Source organism: Rhizobium sp. WYCCWR 11152 (assembly GCF_013087615.1).
Taxonomy (GTDB): Bacteria; Pseudomonadota; Alphaproteobacteria; order Rhizobiales; family Rhizobiaceae; genus Rhizobium; species Rhizobium indicum.
Genome location: NZ_JABFCP010000020.1, coordinates 471,533 through 495,323, shown reverse-complemented (window position 1 = coordinate 495,323; position 23,791 = coordinate 471,533). Strand labels below are relative to the sequence as shown.

Below are 23,791 nucleotides of genomic sequence, written 5' to 3'. Positions count from 1 at the left end.
ATTTTTATCTTGCACTTCGGCTTTTCATAGCCAAGATGTGCCCCCACCGGTGGACGTAATTGCTGCATTGCGATATTGGGGCCACCGTTTGTATATGGGAGCAGTAATATCATGATCGGACTTGTGCTTGTCACTCATGGCAAGCTGGCTGAAGAGTTTCGTCATGCTGTCGAGCACGTCGTCGGTCCTCAGAAATTCATCGAGACGGTCTGTATTGGCCCCGAAGACGACATGGACCAGAGACGGCAGGACATTCTGGAAGCCGTTTCCGGTGCCGATGATGGCCATGGCGTCGTCATCCTGACCGACATGTTCGGCGGCACGCCGTCCAATCTCGCCATATCAGTCATGAGCAGCGGCCATACCGAAGTCATTGCCGGCGTCAACCTGCCGATGTTGATCAAACTTGCCGGGGTGCGCGGCGAGAACAACATGGAGAAGGCGCTGGTGGAGGCCTCCGAAGCCGGGCGGAAATATATCAATGTCGCGAGCCGTGTGCTCAGCGGAAAATAACGGGCATTCATGACATCGCTCTCCCGGGAACTCCTCATCATCAACAAGCGCGGTCTTCATGCGCGCGCTTCCGCCAAATTCGTGCAGATGGTCGAGACCTTCGATGCCGCCATCACCGTTTCCAAGGATGGAATGACGGTCGGCGGAACCTCCATCATGGGCCTGATGATGCTTGCGGCAAGTCCCGGCTCAAGCGTCGTCGTTTCGGCGAGCGGCAGCCAGGCCGAGGAAGCGCTGGAGGCCCTGGACAAGCTGATCCAGAACAGGTTCGGCGAGGAGATGTGAGCTCCGATCGAGTTCATATAAACATATAAAGACTTCTTTATATCCTTATTGCTATCACCGGCGAAGCCTGCTAAACGGCGGACATGCCGTGCGCTTGCACGCGGGTCATTTTTCGCGCCTGCGCCAATTTTGAGACGTTTTTCAGCCTGGAGGCCTCTATGAGCACTGAAAAAGATTATGTCGTCGCCGATATCGGGCTTGCGGATTTCGGTCGCAAGGAAATTACGATCGCCGAAACCGAAATGCCGGGGCTGATGTCCTGCCGCACCGAATTCGGCCAGACAAAGCCGCTGAAGGGCGCGCGCATCACCGGCTCGCTGCATATGACCATCCAGACGGCCGTGCTCATCGAGACGCTGGTCGCGCTCGGCGCCGAAGTCCGCTGGGCCTCGTGCAACATCTTCTCGACGCAGGATCATGCCGCTGCCGCGATCGCCGCTTCCGGCGTGCCTGTCTTCGCCATCAAGGGCGAATCGCTCGAAGATTACTGGGTCTATACCGACAAGATCTTCCAGTGGGCCGATGGCGGCCTTTCCAACATGATCCTCGATGACGGCGGCGACGCCACCATGTACATCCTGCTTGGCGCCCGCGCAGAAGCCGGCGAGGACGTGCTGTCTCACCCGCATTCCGAAGAAGAGGAAATCCTCTTCGCACAGATCAAGAAGCGTCTTGCCGCTTCGCCTGGCTGGTTCACCAAGCAGCGCGACGCGATCAAGGGCGTCACTGAGGAAACGACGACCGGCGTCAACCGCCTTTACCAGCTCAGCCAGAAGGGCCTGCTGCCCTTCCCGGCGATCAACGTCAACGACTCGGTCACCAAGTCGAAGTTCGACAACAAGTATGGCTGCAAGGAATCCCTGGTCGACGGCATTCGCCGCGGCACCGACGTCATGATGGCCGGCAAGGTTGCCGTCGTCTGCGGATACGGCGACGTCGGCAAGGGTTCTGCCGCTTCGCTCTCCGGCGCCGGCGCCCGCGTCAAGGTGACCGAAGCCGATCCGATCTGCGCATTGCAGGCTGCGATGGACGGTTACGAAGTCGTTCTGCTCGAGGACGTCGTTTCCTCGGCCGATATCTTCATCACCACCACCGGCAACAAGGACGTCATCCGCATCGACCATATGCGGGCGATGAAGGATATGGCGATTGTCGGCAATATCGGCCACTTCGACAACGAAATCGAAGTCGCTGCACTGCGCAATCTCAAGTGGACCAACGTCAAGCCGCAGGTCGACCTGATCGAATTCCCCAAGGGCAACCGCATCATCCTCCTTTCCGAAGGCCGCCTGCTCAACCTCGGCAACGCCACCGGCCATCCGTCCTTCGTGATGTCGGCTTCGTTCACCAACCAGACGCTGGCGCAGATCGAACTCTTCACCAAGCCCGACCAGTATTCCAACCAGGTCTATATCCTGCCGAAGCATCTCGATGAAAAGGTCGCACGCCTGCATCTCGACAAGCTCGGCGTGAAGCTGACTGAGCTTTCTGCGGAACAGGCTGCCTATATCGGCGTCTCGCCGAAGGGCCCGTTCAAGTCCGACCACTACAGATATTGATCTGATCGTTAATATCCACAAGATGTAGAAGCCGCGGCATTGACAAATGCCGCGGCTTATTTTTTGGACGCTCCCTTCCCGCCGATTCCCTTCCGAAGTATTGTTTTAAGACTTGATTCGTGGCGCCGGACCCTGTTCGGCCGCTGCGAAAATGGGATGTCTTGTCGTAATGCGGCACATTGAAGGACGGAGACATACCGCGGATGTCGGAAATAAAAAGCAGCCTGCCCGGTCAGGCGGATGATGGCGCACGCGCCGATCGCCGCCCGCTGATGGCAGGTCAAGGATATAAATCTGCAACGGCACACGAGGCCGTAAAGCAAGAGCGCGGACCATTGGCGCGCTTCCTGAAAAGCTGCGCGGCCGGCACGGCGCTTGCCGCCCTGGCGCGGCCGGCTCTGGCACAGGCGGAGCAGCAGGCGGCGGCCACGGCTCACCTCTTCACATCCTCGCAGGTGATCGGTGTTTCCGTCGTCATCGGCGTCATATCGGCAGCACTGCTGTCGACGCTGTGGCTCGTGCGTCAGCGCGGCAACCTGGAAAACGAAAGCCGAGAAATCCGCTCGGCGCTCTCCGATGCCCAGCAGCGCATTTCGCAATACCAGGCTCTGATCGCCGACAAGAACCGGCGGATCGTCATCTGGGACGGCAATGCACGTCCCGAACTGCTCGGCCAGCTTCCGCCCGAGACCGGCGCACCACAGGACGGCGAATTCCTGGCCTTCGGCCTATGGCTGAAGTCACGTTCGGCTTCCGAGCTGGAAAAGGCGATCGACCGGCTGCGCGACGAGGCGCAGAGCTTCGACATGGTGGTCGAAACCATCCGCGACGAAATCCTCGAGGCGCAGGGCCGGGTTTCCGGCGGGCGGGCCTTCGTCCGTTTCGTGGCGCTCAACAATCTGCGCGCCGAACTCGCAGAGCTCAGGATCGAGCGCGACCGGCTGATGACCTCGATCTCGGCCTTCCAGACCATGCTCGACGCGATCGACATGCCGGCCTGGCAGCGCGATCCGGTGGGCCGCCTCACCTGGGTCAACCAGGCTTATGGCGAGGCGGTCGAAGCGCGATCGCCGCAGCAGGCGATCAATGAAGGCCGCGAGATGCTGACGACCGTGGCGCGCGAACGCATTCGCGCCACGACGACGCCGGAATCGCCCTTCCACGACAAGATCTCGACGGTCGTGCACGGCAACCGCACATTCTTCGACGTCGTCGACGTCAGGGTTCCCGGCGGCTCGGCCGGCATCGCGATCGATGTGTCCGACATAGAGGCCGTGCGCGCCGAGCTGGAACGGACGCTGAAGAGCCATGCCGAAACGCTCGACCATCTCGCCACGCCTGTTGCCATCTTCGACGGCGAGCGCCGGCTGCAATTCTACAACCAGGCCTTCGTCGCGCTCTGGGAGCTGGATATCGCCTTCCTCGAGGGCCGGCCCGACAATAGCGAGCTGCTCGAGCGGCTGCGGGCGGCCAAGAAACTGCCGGACCAGCTCAATTGGAAAAGCTGGAAGGAAGCCGCACTTTCGGTCTATCGCGCGCTCGACACGCAAACCGATCTCTGGCATCTGCCGAACGGGCAGACGTTACGGGTCTTTGCGACCGCCCATCCGCAGGGCGGCGCCACCTGGGTGTTCGAAAACCTGACCGAGCAGGTCGATCTCGAAACGCGCTACAACACGCTGGTCAAGGTGCAGGGCGAAACGATCGACCACCTTTCCGAGGGTGTGGCGGTGTTCGGTCCTGATGGACGCATCCGCCTTTCCAACCCGGCCTTCCGCGCGCTCTGGGGGATCACCGAAACCGAAGCCAAGCCCGGCACCCATATCCGTGCGCTGGGCGAGGCCTGCGCCCCGTCCTATGATCGGCCGGACGGCTGGAAGACCTTCGCGGAACTGATCACCAGCTTCGACGACGAACGCCGCTCAGGACAGGGAACGCTGGAACTCTTCTCCGGCCTCGTGCTCGACTATGCCGTCATCCCGCTACCGAACGCGCAGACCATGCTGACCTTCGTCAACATGACGGACAGCGTGCGTGCCGAGCGCGCGTTGACCGAGAAAAACGAAGCACTGCGCAAGGCCGACGAGCTGAAAAACGATTTCGTCCAGCACGTTTCCTATGAACTGCGCTCGCCATTGACCAACATCATCGGCTTCACCGATCTCCTGCGCACGCCGGGCGTCGGGCCGCTTACCGAACGGCAGGCCGAATATATCGACCACATTTCGACCTCGTCCTCGGTTCTGTTGACGCTCGTCAACGATATTCTCGACCTTGCGACCGTCGACGCCGGCATCATGCGCCTCAATTATGCGGATATCGATCTCAACGATCTGCTCGACGACGTCTCGATGCAGATCGCCGACCGCCTCCACGAAAGCGGCGTCGCGCTTGAAATCACCGCGCCCGCCTATCTCGGCTCGATCGTTGCCGATCCGCAGCGTCTTAAGCAGATCCTTCTGAAGCTTCTTTCCAATGCGGCGAATTTCTCGCCCGAAGGCACTTCGATCTCACTGGAATGCCATCGCGAAGGCACGGATTTTGTTTTCTCCGTCAGCGATCGCGGCCCCGGCATCTCACCTGATATGATCGCGACCGTCTTCGACCGTTTTGCCACGGGGGCGAAAAGCGGCAAACGCGGCGGCGCCGGCCTCGGCCTCTCGATCGTCGACAGCTTCGTCAGTCTGCATCATGGCGATGTGACGATCGACAGCGAGCCGGGCAAGGGCACGACCGTCGTCTGCCGTATTCCCTCGGTCGATGTACCGCATTCCGCCGCCGCCGAATGACGACCGGTGATGCGATCTCGCTTTTCCTGAAAGACGAGGCGGCCACCATTCGCCTCGGCGAAGACTTGGCGCTGGCCCTGAAAGCCGGTGATTGCCTTGCCCTTTCCGGCGATCTCGGCGCGGGGAAATCCTCGCTCGCCCGGGCGATCCTGCGCGCGATCGCCGATGACGAGGGGCTCGAGGTCCCGAGCCCGACCTTCACGCTGGTGCAATCCTACGATCTGCGCATCGCCGTTTCGCATTTCGATCTCTACCGGCTCGGCGATCCCGCCGAACTGACGGAGCTTGGCTTCGACGAGGCCCTGCAAAACGGTATCTGTCTCGTCGAATGGCCTGAGATGGCGCAGAGCGAACTGCCCGTGGAACGAATCACCCTGACGCTGGCGCATGAAGGCAGCGGCCGCCGGGCAACGATCGAAGCCGCTGGCGCGCAAAATACACGCATCCGCCGCGTCCTGGCGATCCGCGATTTCCTTGATGCCGCCGGTTACCCCGCAGCGAAACGCCGCTTCCTGACCGGTGATGCCTCGCTGCGCGCCTATGAGGCGATCTATCCGCAAGCCGGGAACCAACGCATCATCCTGATGGACTGGCCGCCGCTTGCTGAAGGCCCGCCGGTTCTCGACGGCAAACCCTATCCTAAAGTCGCGCATCTTGCCGAAAACGCCTATCCGTTCGTGGCGATCGCCGATACGCTGCGCAAGGACGGTTTTGCGGCACCCGAAGTCTACAAGGTGGATTATAACAAGGGTATCCTACTGATCGAAGATCTTGGCAGCGAAGGCGTGCTGGATGCCCACGGACAGCCGGTTATAGAACGCTATCGCGAAAGCGTTGCCTGCCTGGCCAGGCTGCACGCCTTGAAATTTCCGCAGGACATCCCTGTTGGAAAGGGGCATGTCCATCATATTCCTGATTTCGACCGCACGGCGATGAAGATGGAGGTGCGGCTGGTGCTCGACTGGCACCTGCCCTGGAAGCGTCAGGGCGCACCCGCAACGGAAGCCGAACGGGCGGAATATCTGGCGATCTGGGATGCGCTCATCGATGAGCTCGCAACGGCCGAGAACAACCTGCTGCTGCGCGACTTCCACTCGCCGAACATCATCTGGCGCGAACATGAAAGCGGTATTCGCAAGATCGGCCTCATCGATTTCCAAGACGCGATGATCGGCCCCACGGCTTATGACCTTGCGTCGATCGTCCAGGATGCGCGCGTAACGATCGAGCCGGACCTCTTCCGGCAGCTGATGGATGATTATCTGACGCTTCGCCGCGCGCAGGGCGGTTTCGACGAAGCCGGATTTATGAAAGCCTGGGCGATCATGTCTGCCCAGCGCAACTGCAAGCTTGCCGGCCTCTGGGTGCGCCTGTTGCAGCGCGACGGCAAGCCGGGCTATCTGAAACATATGCCGCGCACGCTCGCCTATCTGAACGTCGCGCTCGAGCATGAAACGCTTGCCCCCTTGCGCGATTGGTGCACAAGGGCTGGAATAGGCCAGAGCGAATCATAAGTTCCGGATCAGAATGACCATCAGACAAGCCATGGTACTGGCCGCGGGTCTCGGAACCCGCATGCGCCCGATCACCGATACGATCCCCAAGCCGCTGGTGAAGATCGACGGCAAGCCGATGATCGACTACGCACTGGATTCCCTGGTCGGGGCCGGCATCGAACGCGCCGTCGTCAACGTTCACCACCACGCCGACCAGATGCTCGAACATCTTGGGAATTATCGCGGCCTTGATATCGTCATTTCCGACGAGCGGGACGCACTGATGAATTCCGGCGGCGGCTTGGCGAAGGGGTTGAGGCTGCTTAACCGCGACAACATCTTTGTTATGAATGCCGATCTCTTCTGGATCGGCGAACAGCAGGGGCGGCCGACGAATCTGCAACGCTTAGCCGGATTCTTCGATGCAAAACGCATGGATATGGCGCTGCTTTGCGTTGGGATCGAGGATACGACGGGTCACAACGGCAAGAACGACTTCAGTCTTGCGGCCGATGGCCGGCTGACGCGTTATCGCGACGATCCGTCCAATCCCGTCGTCTATGCCGGCGCGATCGCCATGAACCCGTCGCTGTTCGACGATGCGCCGAAGGATGCCTTCAACCTCAATATCTATTTCGACAAGGCGATCGCGCGCGGACGGCTTTTCGGCATGGTGCTCGAAGGCCATTGGCTGACGGTCGGCACGCCGGAGGCGATCGGCGAGGCGGAGGAAACGATCCGGCGACTGCGGACGTTTGCGTAAGCCATGGCGGAGCGGCACCAGCCACGCGTCACGACGATCCCCGCAGGCCTCTCCTTCCTGAAAACGCTGGCGACGACACTTTGCGACGGCCGATTGACGCCGATTTTCCGGCACGACGCCAATGATCCGCTATCGCTTGCCAAAGTAACGATCTACCTGCCGACCCGGCGCGCCGTGCGTGTGCTGCGGTCCGAATTCGTCGACCTGCTCGGTGGCCGCTCGGCGATCCTCCCCGTCATCCGCCCGCTCGGTGAAACCGATGACGATAGCGGCTATTTCGACGAGGCGCTGCCGGCAACGATCGATCTCGCTCAGCCGCTGTCGAATACCGCCCGTTTGCTGGAGCTTGCGCGTCTGATCCTCGCCTGGCGAAACAAGCTGCCGGAGATCGTGCGCCACATTCACTCGGACTCGCCGCTCGTCGCGCCGGCAAGCCCGGCGGATGCGATCTGGCTCGCCCGCAATCTTGCGGAATTGATTGATTCCATCGAGACCGAGGATCTCGACTGGTCGGAGCTGTCGAAACTTGATACCGGCGATTATGCCGCCTGGTGGCAGTTGACGGCGGAGTTCCTGCAGATCGCCAGCGCCTTCTGGCCCGAACGACTTTCCGAACTCGGCAAATCCTCGCCGGCACGGCATAGAAACGCCATTCTGCGGGCCGAAGCAGGCCGGCTTTCGGCGACGAAACCCGCGGGACCGATCATCATCGCCGGTTCGACGGGTTCCGTTCCCGCCACCGCCGATCTCATCGCCGCCGTCGCCCATCTGCCTGAAGGTGTGATCGTGCTTCCAGGTCTCGATCTCTCCATGCCCGAAATGCACTGGCAGATGGTCGCGCCGGAACCGGCGCCCGGCCAACATGCCAATCCCGCAAGCCGGAGCCATCCGCAATATGGCCTGTCACTGCTGCTCAAGCGGCTGAAGCTGACACGCGCCGACGTCACGCTCCTCGACAGACCGGAGGCCGATCTTGACCGGCGGGCCGAAATCCTGTCGCGGGCCCTTGCTCCAGCGGAGGCGACCAGCGACTGGGGAGCGTGGAAGAGCGATCTGCCGGCCGGCGCGCTGTCTTCGGCCTTCTCTGATGTCTCGCTGATTGAAGCCGCCAATGAGCGCGAGGAAGCAACGGCGATTGCCATCGCACTCCGGCTGGCGCTGGAAAGACCGGGACAGGACGGCGAGAGCCGGGCAGCACTCATCACTCCGGACCGCAATCTCGCGCGGCGGGTGATGGCCGAGCTTTCCCGCTTCGGCATTCTCGCCGATGATTCGGCGGGCACACCGCTTTCGGCCATGCCGCAGGGCACCTTGCTGCAATTGCTGCTGGAGGCAGCGCTGCGACCGGGCGATCCGGTGGCAATCATCTCACTGCTCAAACATCCGCTTGCCCGCTTCGGCCTGGAGCGCGGCGCATTGATTTCCGCTACCGAGGCGCTCGAGCTGCTGGCGCTGCGCGGCGGTGTGGCCGAGGTGGATATCAGCACGCTCGAACCTCTCCTCACGCACCAACTTGCCGAACAGGCGCTGGACAGGCACGCGCCGCAATGGCGAAAATCGCTTTCGCCTGAGGCCGCCGACGCCGCATGCGACCTTGCCCGCCGGGTCACACAAGCGACCGAGCCTCTGGCTTCGGCGCTGATGCGGCACCGGCCGGAAGATCGTGGAAGAACAGTGCGCTTCACATTGTCCGAATGGGCCGAGCGCACTGGCCGTTCGCTTGAAGCGGTCGCGGTCGATCCGCAAGGCAATCTCGCCGATCTCTGGTCGAACGAAGCGGGAGACGCCCTCGCCGCCCTGCTCAGTGAAGTGATCGACACGGACGGCCAGATGGAGGCCGACGGACCGCAATGGATCGACATCATGGCAGCGCTCGCCGCCGGTCATGCGGTGAAACCACGGGCGCTCAGCCATCCGAGGCTCTTCATCTTCGGCACGCTGGAAGCCCGCCTGCAGAGCGTCGATACGCTGATCCTCGGCGGCCTGAACGAAGGCACCTGGCCGGGACAGACCGCCAACAACCCCTTCATTCCGCGAATGATGAAGACGGAGATCGGCCTCGAGCCGCCGGAGCGGCGCATCGGCCAGCTGGCGCATGATTTCGAGATGGCAAACGGCACACGCCATCTGATCTATTCGCGCGCGCTGCGCCAGGGCTCGACGCCGACCGTCGCCTCGCGTTGGCTGCAGCGGCTGCTGGCGCTCGGCGGAGAGGCGTTCGAAGCGGAATTGAAGGGACGCGGCAATCGGTTCCTCCAATGGGCCGCTCTCATCGATCGGGGAGATGCTCAGGCGCCGGTGCAGCGCCCCTCGCCGAAACCGCCGCTGGCGCTGCAGCCGAAATCCTATTCCTTCAGCGAAGTCGGCCGGCTGCGCCGAGATCCCTATGCCATCTATGCCCGTCGCATCCTGCGGCTTGACCCCGTCGACCCGTTCAATCGTGATCCAGGGGCGGCCGAACGCGGAACGCTCTACCACGAGATCATCGATCGATTCATCCGCGAGGCTCACATCGCCGGCACGCCGGATGCGGCAGCGGCGATGGAGGCCATCCTTTCCGAGCTTTTCGACATGGAAAAGTTGCCGCCGCATATCGACGCGGTGTGGCGGCCGCGCTTTCGCGCGGTGGCCCGCGTCTTCCTCGAATGGGAGGCCGGACGCCAGCATGGCATCCTGAAAACGCTGACGGAAGTACGGGGCGGCATGGAATTGGAGCCGATCAATATCCGGCTCACCGGCGTTGCAGACCGGATCGACGTCACAGGACCAAACTCGGCCGACATCATCGACTACAAGACCGGCTACAATCCCTCACCGGCGCAGGCACGTGTGCTTCTCGATCCGCAGCTTGCGCTTGAAGCGGCCGCCTTGAGCGCCGGTGCCTTCCGCGATGCCGGCAGCCTCGTGCCGCAGGACCTTCTCTATGTGCGTCTGCGACCCGGAAGCCGCTTCCAAGTCGATACCGTCAACAACGAGAGCTCGGCGCGCAGCGACAAGGCGAAATCGGCGATGGATCTGGCCGCCGAATCGATCGACCAGCTGGTCAAATTCGTGGGGTTGCTGCAATCCAGCGAGAGAGGCTTTACCTCGCGGCTGATCCCGGCCCAGCAATTCGATTTCGGCGGCGACTATGATCATCTCGCCCGCGTCTCCGAATGGTCGACGGCCGAAACCGAAGAGGGCGGCGATGAGTGATGTGACCGCCCTTCCCAACGATGACGATCCGGGCGCCTGGATCGGCTGGACGACGATCCAGCAGGCGATTGCCTCCGATCCGCTGCGTTCAGCATGGGTCTCGGCCAATGCCGGTTCCGGCAAGACGCATGTGCTGACACAGCGCGTCATCCGGCTGCTGCTATCAGGTGCGCGGCCTTCCGCCATTTTATGCCTCACCTACACCAAGGCCGCGGCGTCGGAAATGTCGAACCGCGTCTTCGAACGGCTGGCGGAATGGGTGGTGCTTGACGATGAAGACCTCGGCCGCCGCATCACACAGATCGAAGGTACGGCTCCCGACGGACTGAAGCTTGCCGAGGCACGCCGGCTGTTTGCCAAGGCGCTGGAGACACCAGGTGGACTGAAGATCCAGACGATCCATGCCTTTTGCGAGGCACTGCTGCATCAGTTCCCGCTGGAAGCCAACGTTGCCGGGCATTTCTCGGTTCTCGACGATCGCGCGGCGGTGGCGCTGCTTTCCGATGCGCGCCGGGCACTGCTGACGGCAACCGCGCCGGACGAAGACAGCGCCCTTGCCGAGGCATTCGCCTACGTGCTCAATCTCGGCGACGAATCCGGGCTTGAGAACCTGCTCGGCGACATCGTCGCCAATCGCAATGCCATTCGTCGTTTCACCGCGACGGCTGAACAGCAGGGCGGCGTGGAAATGGTTCTGCGCAAAAGGCTCGGCCTTGCCGTCGGCGACACGGAAGACAGGATCGCGGCGCAATATTGGCCTTTGCCGGAGCTTTCGGGCGGCACGCTGGAACTTTATCTTTCGCTTGCCGACCAGAAGGGCGGTGCCAAGGCGCAGGAGGTTGCCTATGGCCTCAGGCTCGCCGGGCGGGAGCGCGATGACGCAAGGCGCGCGCAATTTCTCGAGAAAATCTTTCTGACCGTGAAGGGCGAGCCCAAGGCGGACTCGCAATTCTTCGTCAAGGCCATGCTTGCCGAGGCACCGCAGCTGGCGGAGGCCATCGCCATTGCCCGCGCGCATGTCGCAGCAAGCCGTGACCGGCTGAAACTGATGCGGATGTACGGCGCCACACATGCAGCGCTCGTGCTCGCCGATCGGCTGAATCACGATTATGACGAGTTGAAGAAGCAGCGCAGCCAGCTCGATTTCGAGGACCTGATCACCCGCACCGCCGACCTCCTGACGAAAAGTGGCGTCGGCCCCTGGATCCACTACAAGCTCGATCGCGGCATCGATCATATCCTCGTCGACGAGGCGCAGGATACCAGCCCGATCCAGTGGAGCGTCATCCAGTCGCTCGCCGAAGATTTCTTCTCCGGCGAAAGCGCCCGGCCGATCGTGCGCACGCTTTTTGCCGTCGGCGACGAAAAGCAGTCGATCTATTCCTTCCAGGGGGCAAGGCCCGAGCGTTTCTCCGAGGAGAGCGACCGAACGCGGCGGCGCGTTTCCGATAGCGGGCAGAGTTTTTCCTCCGTGAGGCTGCCGCTCTCTTTCCGCTCGACCGCCGACGTGCTCGAGGCGGTCGACCACATTTTCAAGACACCCGAAAACGCGCGCGGCCTCAGTGCGGTCGGCGAACCGGTCGTGCATCGTTCCAGCCGCATCGGACATCCTGGCGCCGTCGATCTCTGGGAGATGGTTGCGCCGGAAGCGGTGGTGAAGGAGGAGGACTGGACGGCGCCCTTCGATGCGACGCCGGAAAGCGCGCCGGCCGCGATCCTCGCGCGGCGGATCGCCCATTCGATCGGCACGCTTGTTGGCCGCGAAACGATCGTCGACAAAGGCAAGGAGCGCCTGATCGAGGCCGGCGACATCCTGGTGCTGGTGCGCAAGCGCGACGCCTTCGTCAATGCGTTGACGCGGGCGCTGAAGCGCCGCGGCGACATTCCCGTCGCCGGCGCGGACAGACTGGTACTGACCAGCCATATCGCCGTGCAGGATCTGCTGGCGCTCGGCCGTTTCCTGCTTCTGCCGGAAGACGACCTTTCGCTCGCCGCCGTGCTGAAGAGCCCGTTTTTCGATCTCTCCGAGGACGACATCTTTGCGATCGCCGCGTTGCGCGGCGACAATGAAAGCGTCTGGAGCCATCTCAAAAGCTTCGCAGCAGACGGCACCGAGCGCTTCCGCGCTGCCGTCGAGAGGCTGGAGCTGTTTCTCCGGCAGTCCAGGAGCCTGTCGGTCCATGATTTCTATGCGCGCGTGCTGGGCAGCTATGGCGGGCGGCGGCAATTCCTTGCCCGTCTCGGCACCGAGGTCAGCGATATCCTCGACGAATTCCTGACCTTCACGCTCGACCATGAGAGCTCCGGCCTTCCCGGGCTGCAATCCTTCATCTCGACGCTGGAGCTCGAAGCCCCCGTGATGAAGCGCGAGCAGGACAAGGGGCGCAACGAGGTGCGGATCATGACGGTGCATGCCTCCAAGGGTCTTGAAGCACCGATCGTTTTCCTCGTCGACGGCGGTTCGAAGGCCTTCACCCATACCCATCTTCCGAAGCTTCGCCTGATCGAGACCGGCCCAGACGAGCCGCCGATGCCCGTCTGGGTTCCTGTCTCGGATCTTTCCAATTCGCTTACCCAGGATGATGCCGCACGTATCCAGATGCTGGCGGAGGAGGAATACCGCCGGTTGCTCTATGTCGCCATGACGCGCGCCGCCGACCGGCTGGTCGTCTGCGGCTATCGTGGCGTGCGTGTGAACAATGACACCTGGCATATGATGATTTCGACGGCACTGCGCGACGACCATCCGCATGTGGAGGCGACCACATTCTCCGGTCCCGATGGGGAATGGCCGGGCATCAAATGGCGCGTGCCGCGGGTAGAACGAAGCTTCGAGCGTATCGATCGCAGCCAAGAGCGCGGCAGCGAGGAGACCTTGCCGGACGGCCTGTTGCGGCCATTGCCGTCGCAGGCTGAGCTGCCCCGGCCGCTCAGCCCTTCCGGTGCCGGGACGATCATCGATGAAGACGCGGGTGGCCTGCTGGTCGTTTCGCCGCTGTTCGGCGAAAAGGAGCGCAGCGATCGTTCACTGGAGAAAGGCAGGCTGATCCATCGCATGCTGCAGGCGCTTCCCGAAATTCCGCTTGCGGAGCGACCTGATGCGGCGAGCCGTTATGCTGAACGGGCAGCTCGATTCTGGCCGGAAGCCGAACGGCGCAAGCTTGTCGATTCGGTTCTGAAACTATTGGACGAGGAAGGTCTGCAGGCTGTCCTCGGTGCGCAGGCCCAGCCAGAGGTTTCGATCATGGGAACATTGACGCTCGAAGATCGGCGCTATGCCGTCTCCGGGCGCATCGACCGGCTTGCCGTCCTTGCCGATCGCGTCGTCATTCTCGACTACAAGACCAATCGGGTGCCGCCGGCAACAGAGGAGGCTATCCCCTTCGCACACCGGGCGCAGCTGGCGATCTATCGCGAGATCCTGACGCCGCTCTATCCTGATAAGCGTATCGATTGCATGCTTGTCTATACCGAGAACGCTTCGCTCTTCACGCTGAGCGAAAAGGCGCTCGGTTTGGCGCTTGCAGCGGTCAAGACAAAGTGAAATACCGGACATTGAAAATTCGGCACCGCACCATCACATGTGGTTCAACACCCAATTCCGTTAAAGGAGCAGCCCATGGCTACCGTGAAAGTCGATATCAATAACTTCCAGTCGGAAGTTCTGGAATCCGCAGAACCCGTCGTCGTCGATTTCTGGGCCGAATGGTGCGGCCCGTGCAAGATGATTGCTCCGAGCCTCGAAGAAATCGCCGTCGAGATGGAAGGCAAGGTCAAGGTCGCCAAGCTGAATATCGATGAGAACCCGGAACTCGCTGCACAGTTCGGTGTGCGCTCCATTCCGACCCTTGCAATCTTCAAGGGCGGCGAAGTTGCCGATATCTCTGTCGGCGCAAAGCCGAAGACGGCTCTGTCGAACTGGATTTCGAGCGCCGCCTGATTGATATCGGCCAATTTATATCACATTGACGAAAAGCCCGGTTCGACCGGGCTTTTTTCATTTCACGGCCTTCATTTCTCGGCCTTCATTTCGGGGGCGTGCCGTTGTCGGCAAGCACATCGCCGACGAGATAGAGAGAGCCGCCGACCAGGATGCGCGGCGGCAATGCCTCCGGATCGAGAACGGCTTTTATCGCTTCCAGCGCATCGCCGACCGTCAACATCGGTTCGGCAACCAAACCGGCATCATAAGCGGCATTCGACAATATTACCGGGTCGATCATCGCTTCGCTGCCGCGGATCGGCACGCAGAAAACCTTCTCGACCAGGCCGGTAAAGGCCTTGAAATAGCCGACCGGATCCTTGGTATTGATCATGCCGGTAATCAGGAAAAGCGGCCGAGACTGGCGCTCCTCGAAATTGGCCATGGCTTCGGCGATCACTTCGCCGGCACCGGGATTATGTCCGCCATCGATCCAGATCTCGGCACCGGCGGGCGCATGCGACAGCAGCCGGCCCTCGCTCAGACGCTGCAGCCGGCCCGGCCATTCGACCGAACTCATCGCCTTTTCCATCATCGTCTCGGTGACGGCGAAACCCGCCGCCTTGACGGCCCGAATGGCGGCGGCGGCATTGGCATATTGATGGCGGCCGGGAAGGCGCGGCAGCGGCAGGTCGGCAAGGCCGAATTCGTCCTGGTAGACGAGCCGGCCATATTCCTCATGCGCCATGAAATCCTGCCCGAAGACGGTGCTCGGGCAATGCAGCCGTTCGGCCGTCGACATCAGCACGTCGAGAGCTGCGTCATATTCCTGATGACCGATGACAACGGGAAATCCCGGCTTCATGATGCCGGCTTTTTCGGCCGCGATCAGCTCGACCCTGTCGCCGAGATAGGGCTGGTGATCCAGCGAAATCGGCATGATCACCGAGACGGCCGGATCGGAAATGACATTGGTGGCGTCGAACCGGCCGCCGAGACCGACTTCGATGATCGCAGCATCGGCCGGATGTTCGGAAAACAGGATGAAGGTGACCGCCGTCAGGATTTCGAAAACGGTGATGTGCTGTCCTGCATTGGCATCGGCCACGCGACGCACGGCCTCGGCAAAGACGGCGTCGTCGACAAGCTGCCCGCGTCCGCCCTTTACGCCAATGCGATAACGCTCGTGCCAATTGACGAGATGCGGCGAGGTGTGGACATGAGCGCTGTAGCCGCCGGCTTCGAGCAAAGCGCGGCAGAAGGCGGTGACCGACCCCTTGCCGTTGGTGCCGGCGACATGGATCACCGGCGGCAGTTTCCTGTGCGGATTGCCGAGCACATCGAGAAGACGAGTGATGCGATCGAGAGACAGATCAAAACCCTTGGGATGCAATCCCATGAGCTTGTCGATCTCCTGTGCTGCCTCGCTCACCGCGGTTTGGCCTCTGGGTATCAATTCGGCACCCCGCCTGCTTGTCGGTTATCAGGCGCTCGCCGCCAGGGCAATCGCGCCGCCATTCATGTCGTTCGCCGCAGAAACCGGCTTCTTCGTCAGGATCTTCAAGAGGCGCGCCAGCGTTTCCGGAATATCGTGGCGCTTGACGACCATATCGACCATACCATGCTCCAGCAGGTATTCGGCGGTCTGGAAGCCTTCGGGCAGTTTTTCACGCAACGTCTGCTCGATCACGCGCTTGCCGGCAAAGCCGATTTCGGCGCCGGGCTCGGCCAGATGAATATCGCCAAGCATGGCATAGGAGGCCGTGACGCCACCCGTCGTCGGGTTGGTCAGCACGACGATATAGGGCTGGCCGGATTCTTTCAGCATGTCGACGGCAACCGTCGTGCGCGGCAGCTGCATCAGCGACAGGATGCCTTCCTGCATGCGCGCACCGCCGGAAGCGGGGAACATCACCAACGGGCACTTTTCAGACGTCGCACGCTCGAAAGCCTTGACGATCGCCTCGCCGGCGGCCATGCCGAGCGAACCGCCGATAAAGTTGAATTCGTGCACAACGGCCACGAGTTTCAGTCCCTGCACCTTTCCGACGCCGGCGAGGATCGTATCCTCCTGTTCGGTCTTCAGGCGGCTGTCGCGCAGGCGATCGCTATATTTCTTCGAATCGCGGAACTTCAGCGGGTCCTGCGCGACCTTCGGCTGCGGCAGCGATTCGAACTCGCCATTGTCGAAAAGATCGGACAGGCGGGCCTTGGCCGGCATCTTCATGTGATAACCGGACGCCGGAATGACCCATTTGTTGCCTTCCAGATCCTTGTGGAAGACCATCTCGCCCGTTTCCGGGCACTTGATCCAGAGGTTCTCCGGCACTTCGCGACGGCCCAGCATGGAATTGATCCGCGGGCGAACGTAGTTGGTGATCCAGTTCAACTCGAATACTCCTGATAGTCTAAAGCGCGCCGTGATCTTTTCAGATTCGCTGCCACGCTTTAGGTCCTAGTTTCCCGCATGTCGTTGCCGCAAAACCGCTGCACACTTTTGCGCGACATGCTTTATTGCCAATGTGGGCAAACTATTCGGCAGCAACAAGGCGCGCCGAACGTGTTCCCGTGGAAAGGCCGCGCACCAGCGTGGCAACCGCCTGAACGGTGTCCGCCGTTGCCTTTCCGTCATGCGTCAAGCTGGTCGCGACCTGATTGACGATCGCGGTGCCAACGACGACGCCGTCGGCCGAACCGCCGATGACTTTTGCATGTTCCGCCGTCTTGACGCCGAAGCCGACGCAGACGGGCAGCTTGGTGTGCTGCTTGATGCGCTCGACCGCGCCCGAAACCAGCGACGGATCGGGCAGCGCCGAACCGGTGATGCCGTTCATCGAGACGTAGTAGACGAAGCCTGAAGTGTTCTTCAGGACCTTCGGCAGGCGCTTCTCATCCGTCGTCGGCGTCGCCAGGCGGATGAAATTGATGCCTTTGCGGATAGCCGGAATGCAGAGCTCGTCATCCATCTCGGGCGGCAGGTCGACAACGATCAGGCCGTCGATACCGGCAGCGAGCGCGTCGTCGAGGAATTTCTCGACGCCGTAAATATAGATCGGGTTATAGTAACCCATCATCACGATCGGCGTCGCATTGTTCGTCTTGCGGAAATCGGCCGCCAGCTGCAGCGTCTTCTTCAGCGTCTGGCCGCCTTTCAGCGCCCGCTGGCCGGCCAGCTGGATCGCCGGGCCGTCGGCCATCGGATCGGAAAAGGGCATGCCGAGCTCGATAATGTCGGAGCCTGCCTCCGGCAGCGCCTTCATGATGCCGAGCGAGGTGTCGTAGTCGGGATCGCCGCCCATGAAATAGGTCACAAGTGCCGGACGGCCCTCGGCCTTCAGCTCGGCAAAGCGTTTGTCCATGCGTGCGGTCATGTCTTACAGTCCCATTCCCAGAATCTTGCCGACGGTGAAGATATCCTTGTCGCCGCGACCGGAGAGGTTCATCAGGATGATCTCGTCCTTGCCCATCGTCGGGGCGCGTTTGATCACCTCGGCAATCGCATGCGAGGGCTCGAGCGCCGGGATGATGCCTTCGAGGCGGGTCAGCGTCTGGAAAGCCTCGAGCGCTTCGTGATCCATGATCGGCACATAGTCGACACGGCCGGTATCGTTCAGCCAGGAATGTTCGGGGCCGATGCCGGGATAATCGAGACCGGCCGAAATCGAATGGCCTTCCTTGATCTGACCGTCACCATCCTGCAGCAGGTAGGTGCGGTTGCCGTGCAGCACGCCCGGCGAACCAGCGGTGATCGAGGCGCAATGTTCATCGCCCTGCAGACCCTTGCCGCCGGCTTCGACACCGACGATCTTGACCGAGGGATCATCCAGGAAAGGATGGAAAATGCCGATGGCGTTCGAGCCGCCGCCGACGGCAGCGATGACGAGATCCGGAAGACGGCCTTCGGCTGCCAGCATCTGCTCCTTCGCTTCGATGCCGATCACCGACTGGAAATCGCGAACCATCTCCGGATAGGGATGCGGACCGGCTGCCGTTCCGATCAGGTAATAGGTATCCTCGACATTGGTGACCCAGTCGCGAAGCGCCTCGTTCATGGCGTCCTTCAGCGTGCCGCTGCCTGCCGTGACCGGTTTGACTTCCGCGCCGAGCAGCTTCATGCGGAAAACGTTCGGCGCCTGACGCTCGACGTCGGTGGCGCCCATATAGACGACGCAGGGAAGGCCAAAGCGGGCTGCAACGGTCGCGGAGGCGACGCCGTGCTGGCCGGCACCGGTTTCGGCGATGATGCGGGTCTTGCCCATGCGCTTGGCGAGCAGGATCTGGCCGATGCAATTGTTGATCTTGTGCGAGCCGGTGTGGTTCAGTTCTTCGCGCTTGAAATAGATCTTCGCGCCGCCGAGTTCGGCTGTCAGCCGCTCGGCGAAATAGAGCGGGCTCGGGCGGCCGATATAATGCGCGCCGAGATGTTTCAATTCGGCCTGGAATGCCGGATCGTTCTTTGCCCTGTTCCACTCGTCCTGCAGGTCGAGGATCAGCGGCATCAGCGTTTCGGCCACGAAACGACCGCCATAAATGCCGAAACGGCCATCTTCATCGGGGCCGGAACGGAAGGAATTCGGTTTAGGCGTGTCGTTCACTCTCAACTCCCTGAGGCCATCATCGGCGTATTCGCCTTTTCGACCGCGTCAAAAAATTCATCGATCTTCGCGACACTCTTCACGCCAGGCGCAGTTTCGACTCCCGAGGAGACGTCGATACCCGGTGCCTTGGTGATGAAAAGCGCTTCCGCGACATTGTCCTTGTTCAGCCCGCCGGAAAGCATGTAGTCGACGCTGCCGTCAAGCCAGCTGAGAAGGCTCCAATCGAAGGAAATACCGTTGCCGCCAGGCAGTTCCGAACCCTTCGGCGCTTTGGCGTCGAAGAGGAAACGGTCGGCGATGCCGATATAGGCCTCGACGCGCTTCAGGTCGTCTGCCGTGCGTACCGAAAAGACCTTCATCACAGGCAGACCATAGACCGCCTTTATGGTCAGCACATGTTCGGGGCTCTCATTGCCGTGAAGCTGGAGTATATCCGGCTTCAACAACGACACGATCTCGTCGAGTTCGTCATTGGTCGGATCGACGACGACAGCGACGATTTTCGCCTTGCCACGCGCAGGTTCCGCAAGTTTTGCCGCCAGGTCCGGCTCGATATAGCGCGGGCTCTTTTCGAAGAAGATAAAACCGATATGGGTCGCGCCGCGCTTCAGCGCGCGATCGACAGCCTCAGGCGTCTTCAAACCACAGATCTTGATATCCGGTCTCATGGCAGCGAAGTGACACGAAATGCGGAAAGAGTCGAGCCAATTTGCGACGGACACTGAATTTAGCGCGGCTCTCGGCTAGAGCGCCGCGCGTCCAAAGGACGCTCTATCACTTTAAATCTGCACATAATGCTTTCCGAAAAATCGATTCCGATTTTCGGGGTTATGCGCTAGTCGAAATCGATGGCATGCAACTGGCTGCCATGCCGCTTGAGCCAGGACTTCGCTTCCTCCATACCGGGGCAAAGCTTGCGGCAGAGAGCCCAGAAGTGCGGGCCGTGGTTCATTTCCTTGAGGTGGGCGACCTCATGGGCGGCGAGATAATCGATCACCGAAGGCGGCGCCATGACGATACGCCACGAAAAGCTCAGATTTCCCTCCGACGAGCACGAGCCCCACCGGCTGCGGGTATCCTTCATCGAGATCGAGCGGATCGGCGCTCTGATCGTTGCTGCATGCATCGTCGCCAGTCTTGCGAGATCGGCGCGCGCCTCCTTCTTGAGGAAGGCCGCAATGCGCCGTCCGACATGTTCCGGCATGCCGCTGACGCGCAACACCGGGATGCCGTCTATGGAAACCGCCTCCGTTAGCCCGCGCAAGCTGCCGCTGTGCTGGATGCGATGGGAAACGCCGCGAAGGAGGATTTCGCCGCCGTCACGCAGGCCGGTATCGGTCGAAAACTTGGCAAGCTTGGTGAGTAGCCACCCCTGGTGACGATCGAGGAAAGCATTGACCTCACGCGCCGCAAGGCCTTTCGGCACCGTCATCTTCAAGGCGCGGCCACCCGGTTCGATGCGCAGCGTGATGCGTGTCGCCCGGTCGTGCTGCTTGATCGTCAGCGGCATGAGCCGGCCGGCGACATCGAGCGTCCGCATTTCGGGCGGAGCCGGCTTTCGCGCCTTCGACCTTGTTTTCAGAAGCGAGAACATGGGTGTTTTCTATACGATTCGCCGGCAAATCTAAATGATCGCCGGAAGGGCAGACGTGGAAAAACCGGCATCGCGAGATGCCGGTCATCAATTCATCGTTCAGGCGTTTACGGTGTCTGGTATTCAGCGACCGGGCCGTTGTCATCGCGCTTGGCGTTTCTGCGGTCGCGCATGAAACGGTCGAACTCTTCCTGATCCTTGGCGCGGCGGAGCTCGCGCAGATAGGAGTCGAATTCCTCGCGCATTTCGTCAAGCTTGCGGCGCTCTTCCTCCATGCGGTCGAGTTCGGCCTTGCGCCAGTCGTCAAAGGCGACGTTGCCGGTCGAAAAATGCGGGCGGTGACGGCCATGCGGGCGGCGGCAGGAGGCAAAGAAGCCATCGGTCGCCTGGTTGACGTCACGCTTGAAGCCGCGCAGACGGTCGCCGAAGATGATGTAGGCAAGCATGGCAAGACCCAGAGGCCAGAAAACCATGAAGCCGAGAATCATCAGGGCAATGGTAGCCGGAGTCCAATCCGGTCGAAGCAATGCTGACTGGTTCATCGTGCGGGTATCCCTCGCTTTCCGCGCCCGGCAGAATACCGAACGCTGAAATCGATGTGGTTACCGCAATAACCGCCTTCAAGACGATTGCCCGCGAAATCGGACAAGGCCTTGAATCCGTTTTGCTAATTCAGCTATCCCTGATTCAGCCCGCCCGGCCGCCCTTGATGACACGCGGGACCGGAGGCTTAACGGCAGAACGCGAATGCTGGCGGACGAAATCGATGATGCGCGGCGCGATCTCGCGGCGGAAACGCGAACCATTGAAAACACCATAATGGCCGACATCCGGCTGAAGATAGTGCATGCGCATATCTTCGGGAATGTTCACGCAGATGGTCTGCGCCGCCTCTGTCTGGCCGACCCCCGAGATATCGTCATTCTCACCTTCGACGGTCAGCAGCGCCACGTTGCGAATTGCCGCCGGATCGACGCGTTTGCCGCGATGCATCAGTTCGCCCTTCGGCAGCGAATGCTTGATGAAGACCTCCTCCACCGTCTGCAGATAGAATTCGGCGGTCAGATCCATGACGGCGAGATATTCGTCGTAGAAATCGCGATGTTTTTCCGGCTCGCCGTCGTTCTTCACAAGATGCATGAAGAATTCCTTGTGCGCGACGAGGTGGCGATCAAGATTCATCGACATAAAGCCCGAGAGCTGCAGGAATCCCGGATAGACCGGGCGCATGAAGCCCGGCTGCGGCCAGGGCACATTCATGATGACATTGTCGGAGAACCACTGCAGCGATCGCTCCTGGGCGAGCTTGTTGACCGCCGTCGGGTTGATGCGCGTGTCGATCGGGCCGCCCATCAGCGTCATCGACGCCGGCGAAAGCGGATCCCTGGCTTCTTCCATCACGGCAGCGGCTGCCAGCACCGGAACGGAAGGCTGGCAGACGGCGATGACATGCGTGTCGTGACCGAGGAAATGCAGCATCTCGATGACGTAGTCGACGTAATCGTCGAAATCGAACGTGCCTTCCGTCATCGGCACCATGCGGGCGTCAATCCAGTCGGTGATGTAGATATCGGCACTCGGCAGCAGCGCCTCGACCGTGCCGCGCAGCAGCGTGGCATAGTGGCCAGACATCGGCGCGACGATCAGGATGCGCGGGTCATTGCGGCTGGCGGCGGGCGCATTGCGCGCGAAATGCAAGAGATTGCAGAAGGGGCGCGACCAGATGACCTCTTCGCGGACGGTCACCGTCCTGTCACCGATCGTCGTCTGCTTCAGTCCGAATTCCGGTTTCCCGTAGCGGCGCGTCGTGCGTTCGAACATTTCGAGACTTGCCGCCATCGTGCGACCGAATGGCGTATGGGAGAACGGATTCAGCGGATTGGCATAGGCAAATCGCATGATATCGGCCGCGGCGCGAAACGGCGCCATGGCGGCATGGTTCAATTCATAAAGCTGATAAAACATTGGAAGGCGCCACCTTTCTCTATCGAAAAGATGACGCCGATTGAGAGGCATCGACTCTTTTCGTAACGCGGGCACGTCGCGCAGACTAACAGGTTTTTGTTGCACAGCAACATGGGCGTACCAGACCCACACAAGAAATGCCGCAGAATTGACCTGCGGCATCATAATCGACCTGAAAACTTAAGTTTCTCAGCAAGAATCGTCGTTAACGATCCGCTATGAAGGTCTGCTTCTGCGTGCCGAGACCTTCGATGCCGAGTTCGACCACGTCGCCGGCCTTGAGATAACGCGGCGGCTTGAGGCCCATGCCGACGCCCGGAGGCGTGCCGGTCGAGATCACGTCGCCGGGGTGCAGCGACATGAACTGGCTGAGATAGGAGACGAGGAACGCAACCCCGTAAACCATCGTCTTCGATGAGCCGTTCTGCATCTTCTGGCCGTTGACCGTCAGCCACATGCCGAGGTTCTGCGGTTCGGGAATTTCATCCTTGGTCACAAGCCAGGGTCCGATCGGACCAAAGGTGTCGCAGGATTTGCCCTTGGTCCACTGACCGGACCGCTCGGTCTGGAAAGCGCGCTCGGACACGTCATTGGAAACGCAATAACCAGCGACATAATCCAGCGCTTCGGCTTCCGTCACATATTTGGCAGTTTTGCCGATGACGACGCCGAGTTCGACTTCCCAATCGGTCTTTTCCGAACCGCGGGGAATGATGACATTGTCGTTCGGTCCGACGATTGCGGATGTTGCCTTCATGAAGATGATCGGCTCGGGCGGCACGGTCGCACCGGTTTCGGCAGCATGATCCGAATAATTCAAACCGATGCAGATGAACTTGCCAGTGCCCGCGACGCAGGCGCTGATGCGGCCGGGTGCGATTTCCGGAAGGCTCTTCGGGTCGATCGCCGCTATCTTTGCAAGGCCTGCCGGTCCGATCGCTTCACCGCCAATATCGGCGACATGACGGGAGAGATCGCGGATCTTGCCATCGGCATCGAGAAGTGCGGGTTTTTCACTGCCTGCTTCGCCAACACGCATCAGCTTCATGGAATTCCTCCTCATCGAAAAACGGATTTGCAGCCACCTATGAACGAATTATTCATCGGTGTCA

18 protein-coding genes are annotated in these 23,791 nt (G+C 61.0%); 9 read left to right on the top strand and 9 right to left on the bottom strand.

The window, feature by feature from the left end; genetic code table 11:
- Nucleotides 1-111: 111 nt before the first annotated feature.
- From G9X67_RS29730 to trxA, 9 genes are all read left to right on the top strand, one after another.
- Nucleotides 112-513: a PTS sugar transporter subunit IIA gene (locus G9X67_RS29730; protein ID WP_003544139.1), complete on the top strand. Its 402-nt coding sequence runs from the start codon at nt 112-114 to the stop codon at nt 511-513.
- Between the two features lie 9 nt (nt 514-522).
- Entirely contained in the window at nt 523-798 is a 276-nt protein-coding gene (locus tag G9X67_RS29725; RefSeq protein WP_171600312.1) for an HPr family phosphocarrier protein, read from the top strand.
- Nucleotides 799-956: 158 nt separating this feature from the next.
- Nucleotides 957-2,357 carry an adenosylhomocysteinase gene (gene ahcY, locus G9X67_RS29720; RefSeq protein WP_003544127.1) on the top strand — a complete coding sequence of 467 codons (1,401 nt, stop codon included), beginning with the start codon at nt 957-959 and terminating at the stop codon, nt 2,355-2,357.
- A 203-nt stretch (nt 2,358-2,560) separates the two neighbouring features.
- Nucleotides 2,561-5,146: a PAS domain-containing sensor histidine kinase gene (locus G9X67_RS29715; protein ID WP_171600310.1), complete on the top strand. Its 2,586-nt coding sequence runs from the start codon at nt 2,561-2,563 to the stop codon at nt 5,144-5,146.
- The gene (gene tsaE / locus G9X67_RS29710; RefSeq protein WP_171600308.1) at nt 5,143-6,660 is read left to right on the top strand and encodes a tRNA (adenosine(37)-N6)-threonylcarbamoyltransferase complex ATPase subunit type 1 TsaE; all 1,518 of its coding nucleotides are present in this window, start codon (nt 5,143-5,145) and stop codon (nt 6,658-6,660) included. The genes G9X67_RS29715 and tsaE overlap by 4 nt, the downstream gene beginning before the upstream one ends.
- 13 nt (nt 6,661-6,673) lie before the next feature.
- Nucleotides 6,674-7,405: a nucleotidyltransferase family protein gene (locus G9X67_RS29705; RefSeq protein WP_171600306.1), complete on the top strand. Its 732-nt coding sequence runs from the start codon at nt 6,674-6,676 to the stop codon at nt 7,403-7,405.
- A gap of 3 nt (nt 7,406-7,408) precedes the next feature.
- Entirely contained in the window at nt 7,409-10,600 is a 3,192-nt protein-coding gene (gene addB, locus G9X67_RS29700) for a double-strand break repair protein AddB (protein WP_171600305.1), read from the top strand.
- Entirely contained in the window at nt 10,593-14,144 is a 3,552-nt protein-coding gene (gene addA / locus G9X67_RS29695; RefSeq protein WP_171600303.1) for a double-strand break repair helicase AddA, read from the top strand. The genes addB and addA overlap by 8 nt, the downstream gene beginning before the upstream one ends.
- 75 nt (nt 14,145-14,219) lie before the next feature.
- The gene (gene trxA, locus G9X67_RS29690; protein WP_003544118.1) at nt 14,220-14,540 is read left to right on the top strand and encodes a thioredoxin; all 321 of its coding nucleotides are present in this window, start codon (nt 14,220-14,222) and stop codon (nt 14,538-14,540) included.
- 85 nt (nt 14,541-14,625) lie between these two features.
- Here trxA and G9X67_RS29685 read toward each other — a convergent pair whose 3' ends face one another.
- The 9 genes from G9X67_RS29685 to G9X67_RS29645 form a co-directional block, all read right to left on the bottom strand.
- Nucleotides 14,626-15,978, bottom strand: a complete 1,353-nt coding sequence (locus tag G9X67_RS29685; RefSeq protein ID WP_171600302.1) for a folylpolyglutamate synthase/dihydrofolate synthase family protein — start codon at nt 15,976-15,978, stop codon at nt 14,626-14,628.
- 27 nt (nt 15,979-16,005) lie between these two features.
- On the bottom strand, nt 16,006-16,911 hold the full coding sequence (gene accD / locus G9X67_RS29680; protein ID WP_138389328.1) for an acetyl-CoA carboxylase, carboxyltransferase subunit beta: 906 nt from the start codon (nt 16,909-16,911) through the stop codon (nt 16,006-16,008).
- A 142-nt stretch (nt 16,912-17,053) separates the two neighbouring features.
- A complete protein-coding gene (trpA, locus tag G9X67_RS29675) occupies nt 17,054-17,893 on the bottom strand; it encodes a tryptophan synthase subunit alpha (RefSeq protein ID WP_171600301.1) in 840 nt (279 codons plus the stop codon).
- Nucleotides 17,894-17,896: 3 nt separating this feature from the next.
- The gene (gene trpB, locus G9X67_RS29670) at nt 17,897-19,117 is read right to left on the bottom strand and encodes a tryptophan synthase subunit beta (protein ID WP_171600300.1); all 1,221 of its coding nucleotides are present in this window, start codon (nt 19,115-19,117) and stop codon (nt 17,897-17,899) included.
- Nucleotides 19,118-19,119: 2 nt separating this feature from the next.
- Complete coding sequence (locus G9X67_RS29665) at nt 19,120-19,788, bottom strand: phosphoribosylanthranilate isomerase (protein WP_171600299.1); 669 nt, start codon at nt 19,786-19,788, stop codon at nt 19,120-19,122.
- Nucleotides 19,789-19,955: 167 nt separating this feature from the next.
- Nucleotides 19,956-20,714, bottom strand: a complete 759-nt coding sequence (locus G9X67_RS29660) for a SprT family zinc-dependent metalloprotease (RefSeq protein ID WP_138331994.1) — start codon at nt 20,712-20,714, stop codon at nt 19,956-19,958.
- 107 nt (nt 20,715-20,821) lie between these two features.
- Nucleotides 20,822-21,256, bottom strand: coding sequence for a DUF2852 domain-containing protein (locus tag G9X67_RS29655; protein WP_017962639.1), 435 nt, complete (start codon nt 21,254-21,256; stop codon nt 20,822-20,824).
- A 145-nt stretch (nt 21,257-21,401) separates the two neighbouring features.
- A complete protein-coding gene (gene phaZ, locus G9X67_RS29650) occupies nt 21,402-22,679 on the bottom strand; it encodes a polyhydroxyalkanoate depolymerase (protein WP_138331992.1) in 1,278 nt (425 codons plus the stop codon).
- 205 nt (nt 22,680-22,884) lie between these two features.
- On the bottom strand, nt 22,885-23,727 hold the full coding sequence (locus tag G9X67_RS29645) for a fumarylacetoacetate hydrolase family protein (RefSeq protein ID WP_171600298.1): 843 nt from the start codon (nt 23,725-23,727) through the stop codon (nt 22,885-22,887).
- Nucleotides 23,728-23,791: the final 64 nt, after the last annotated feature.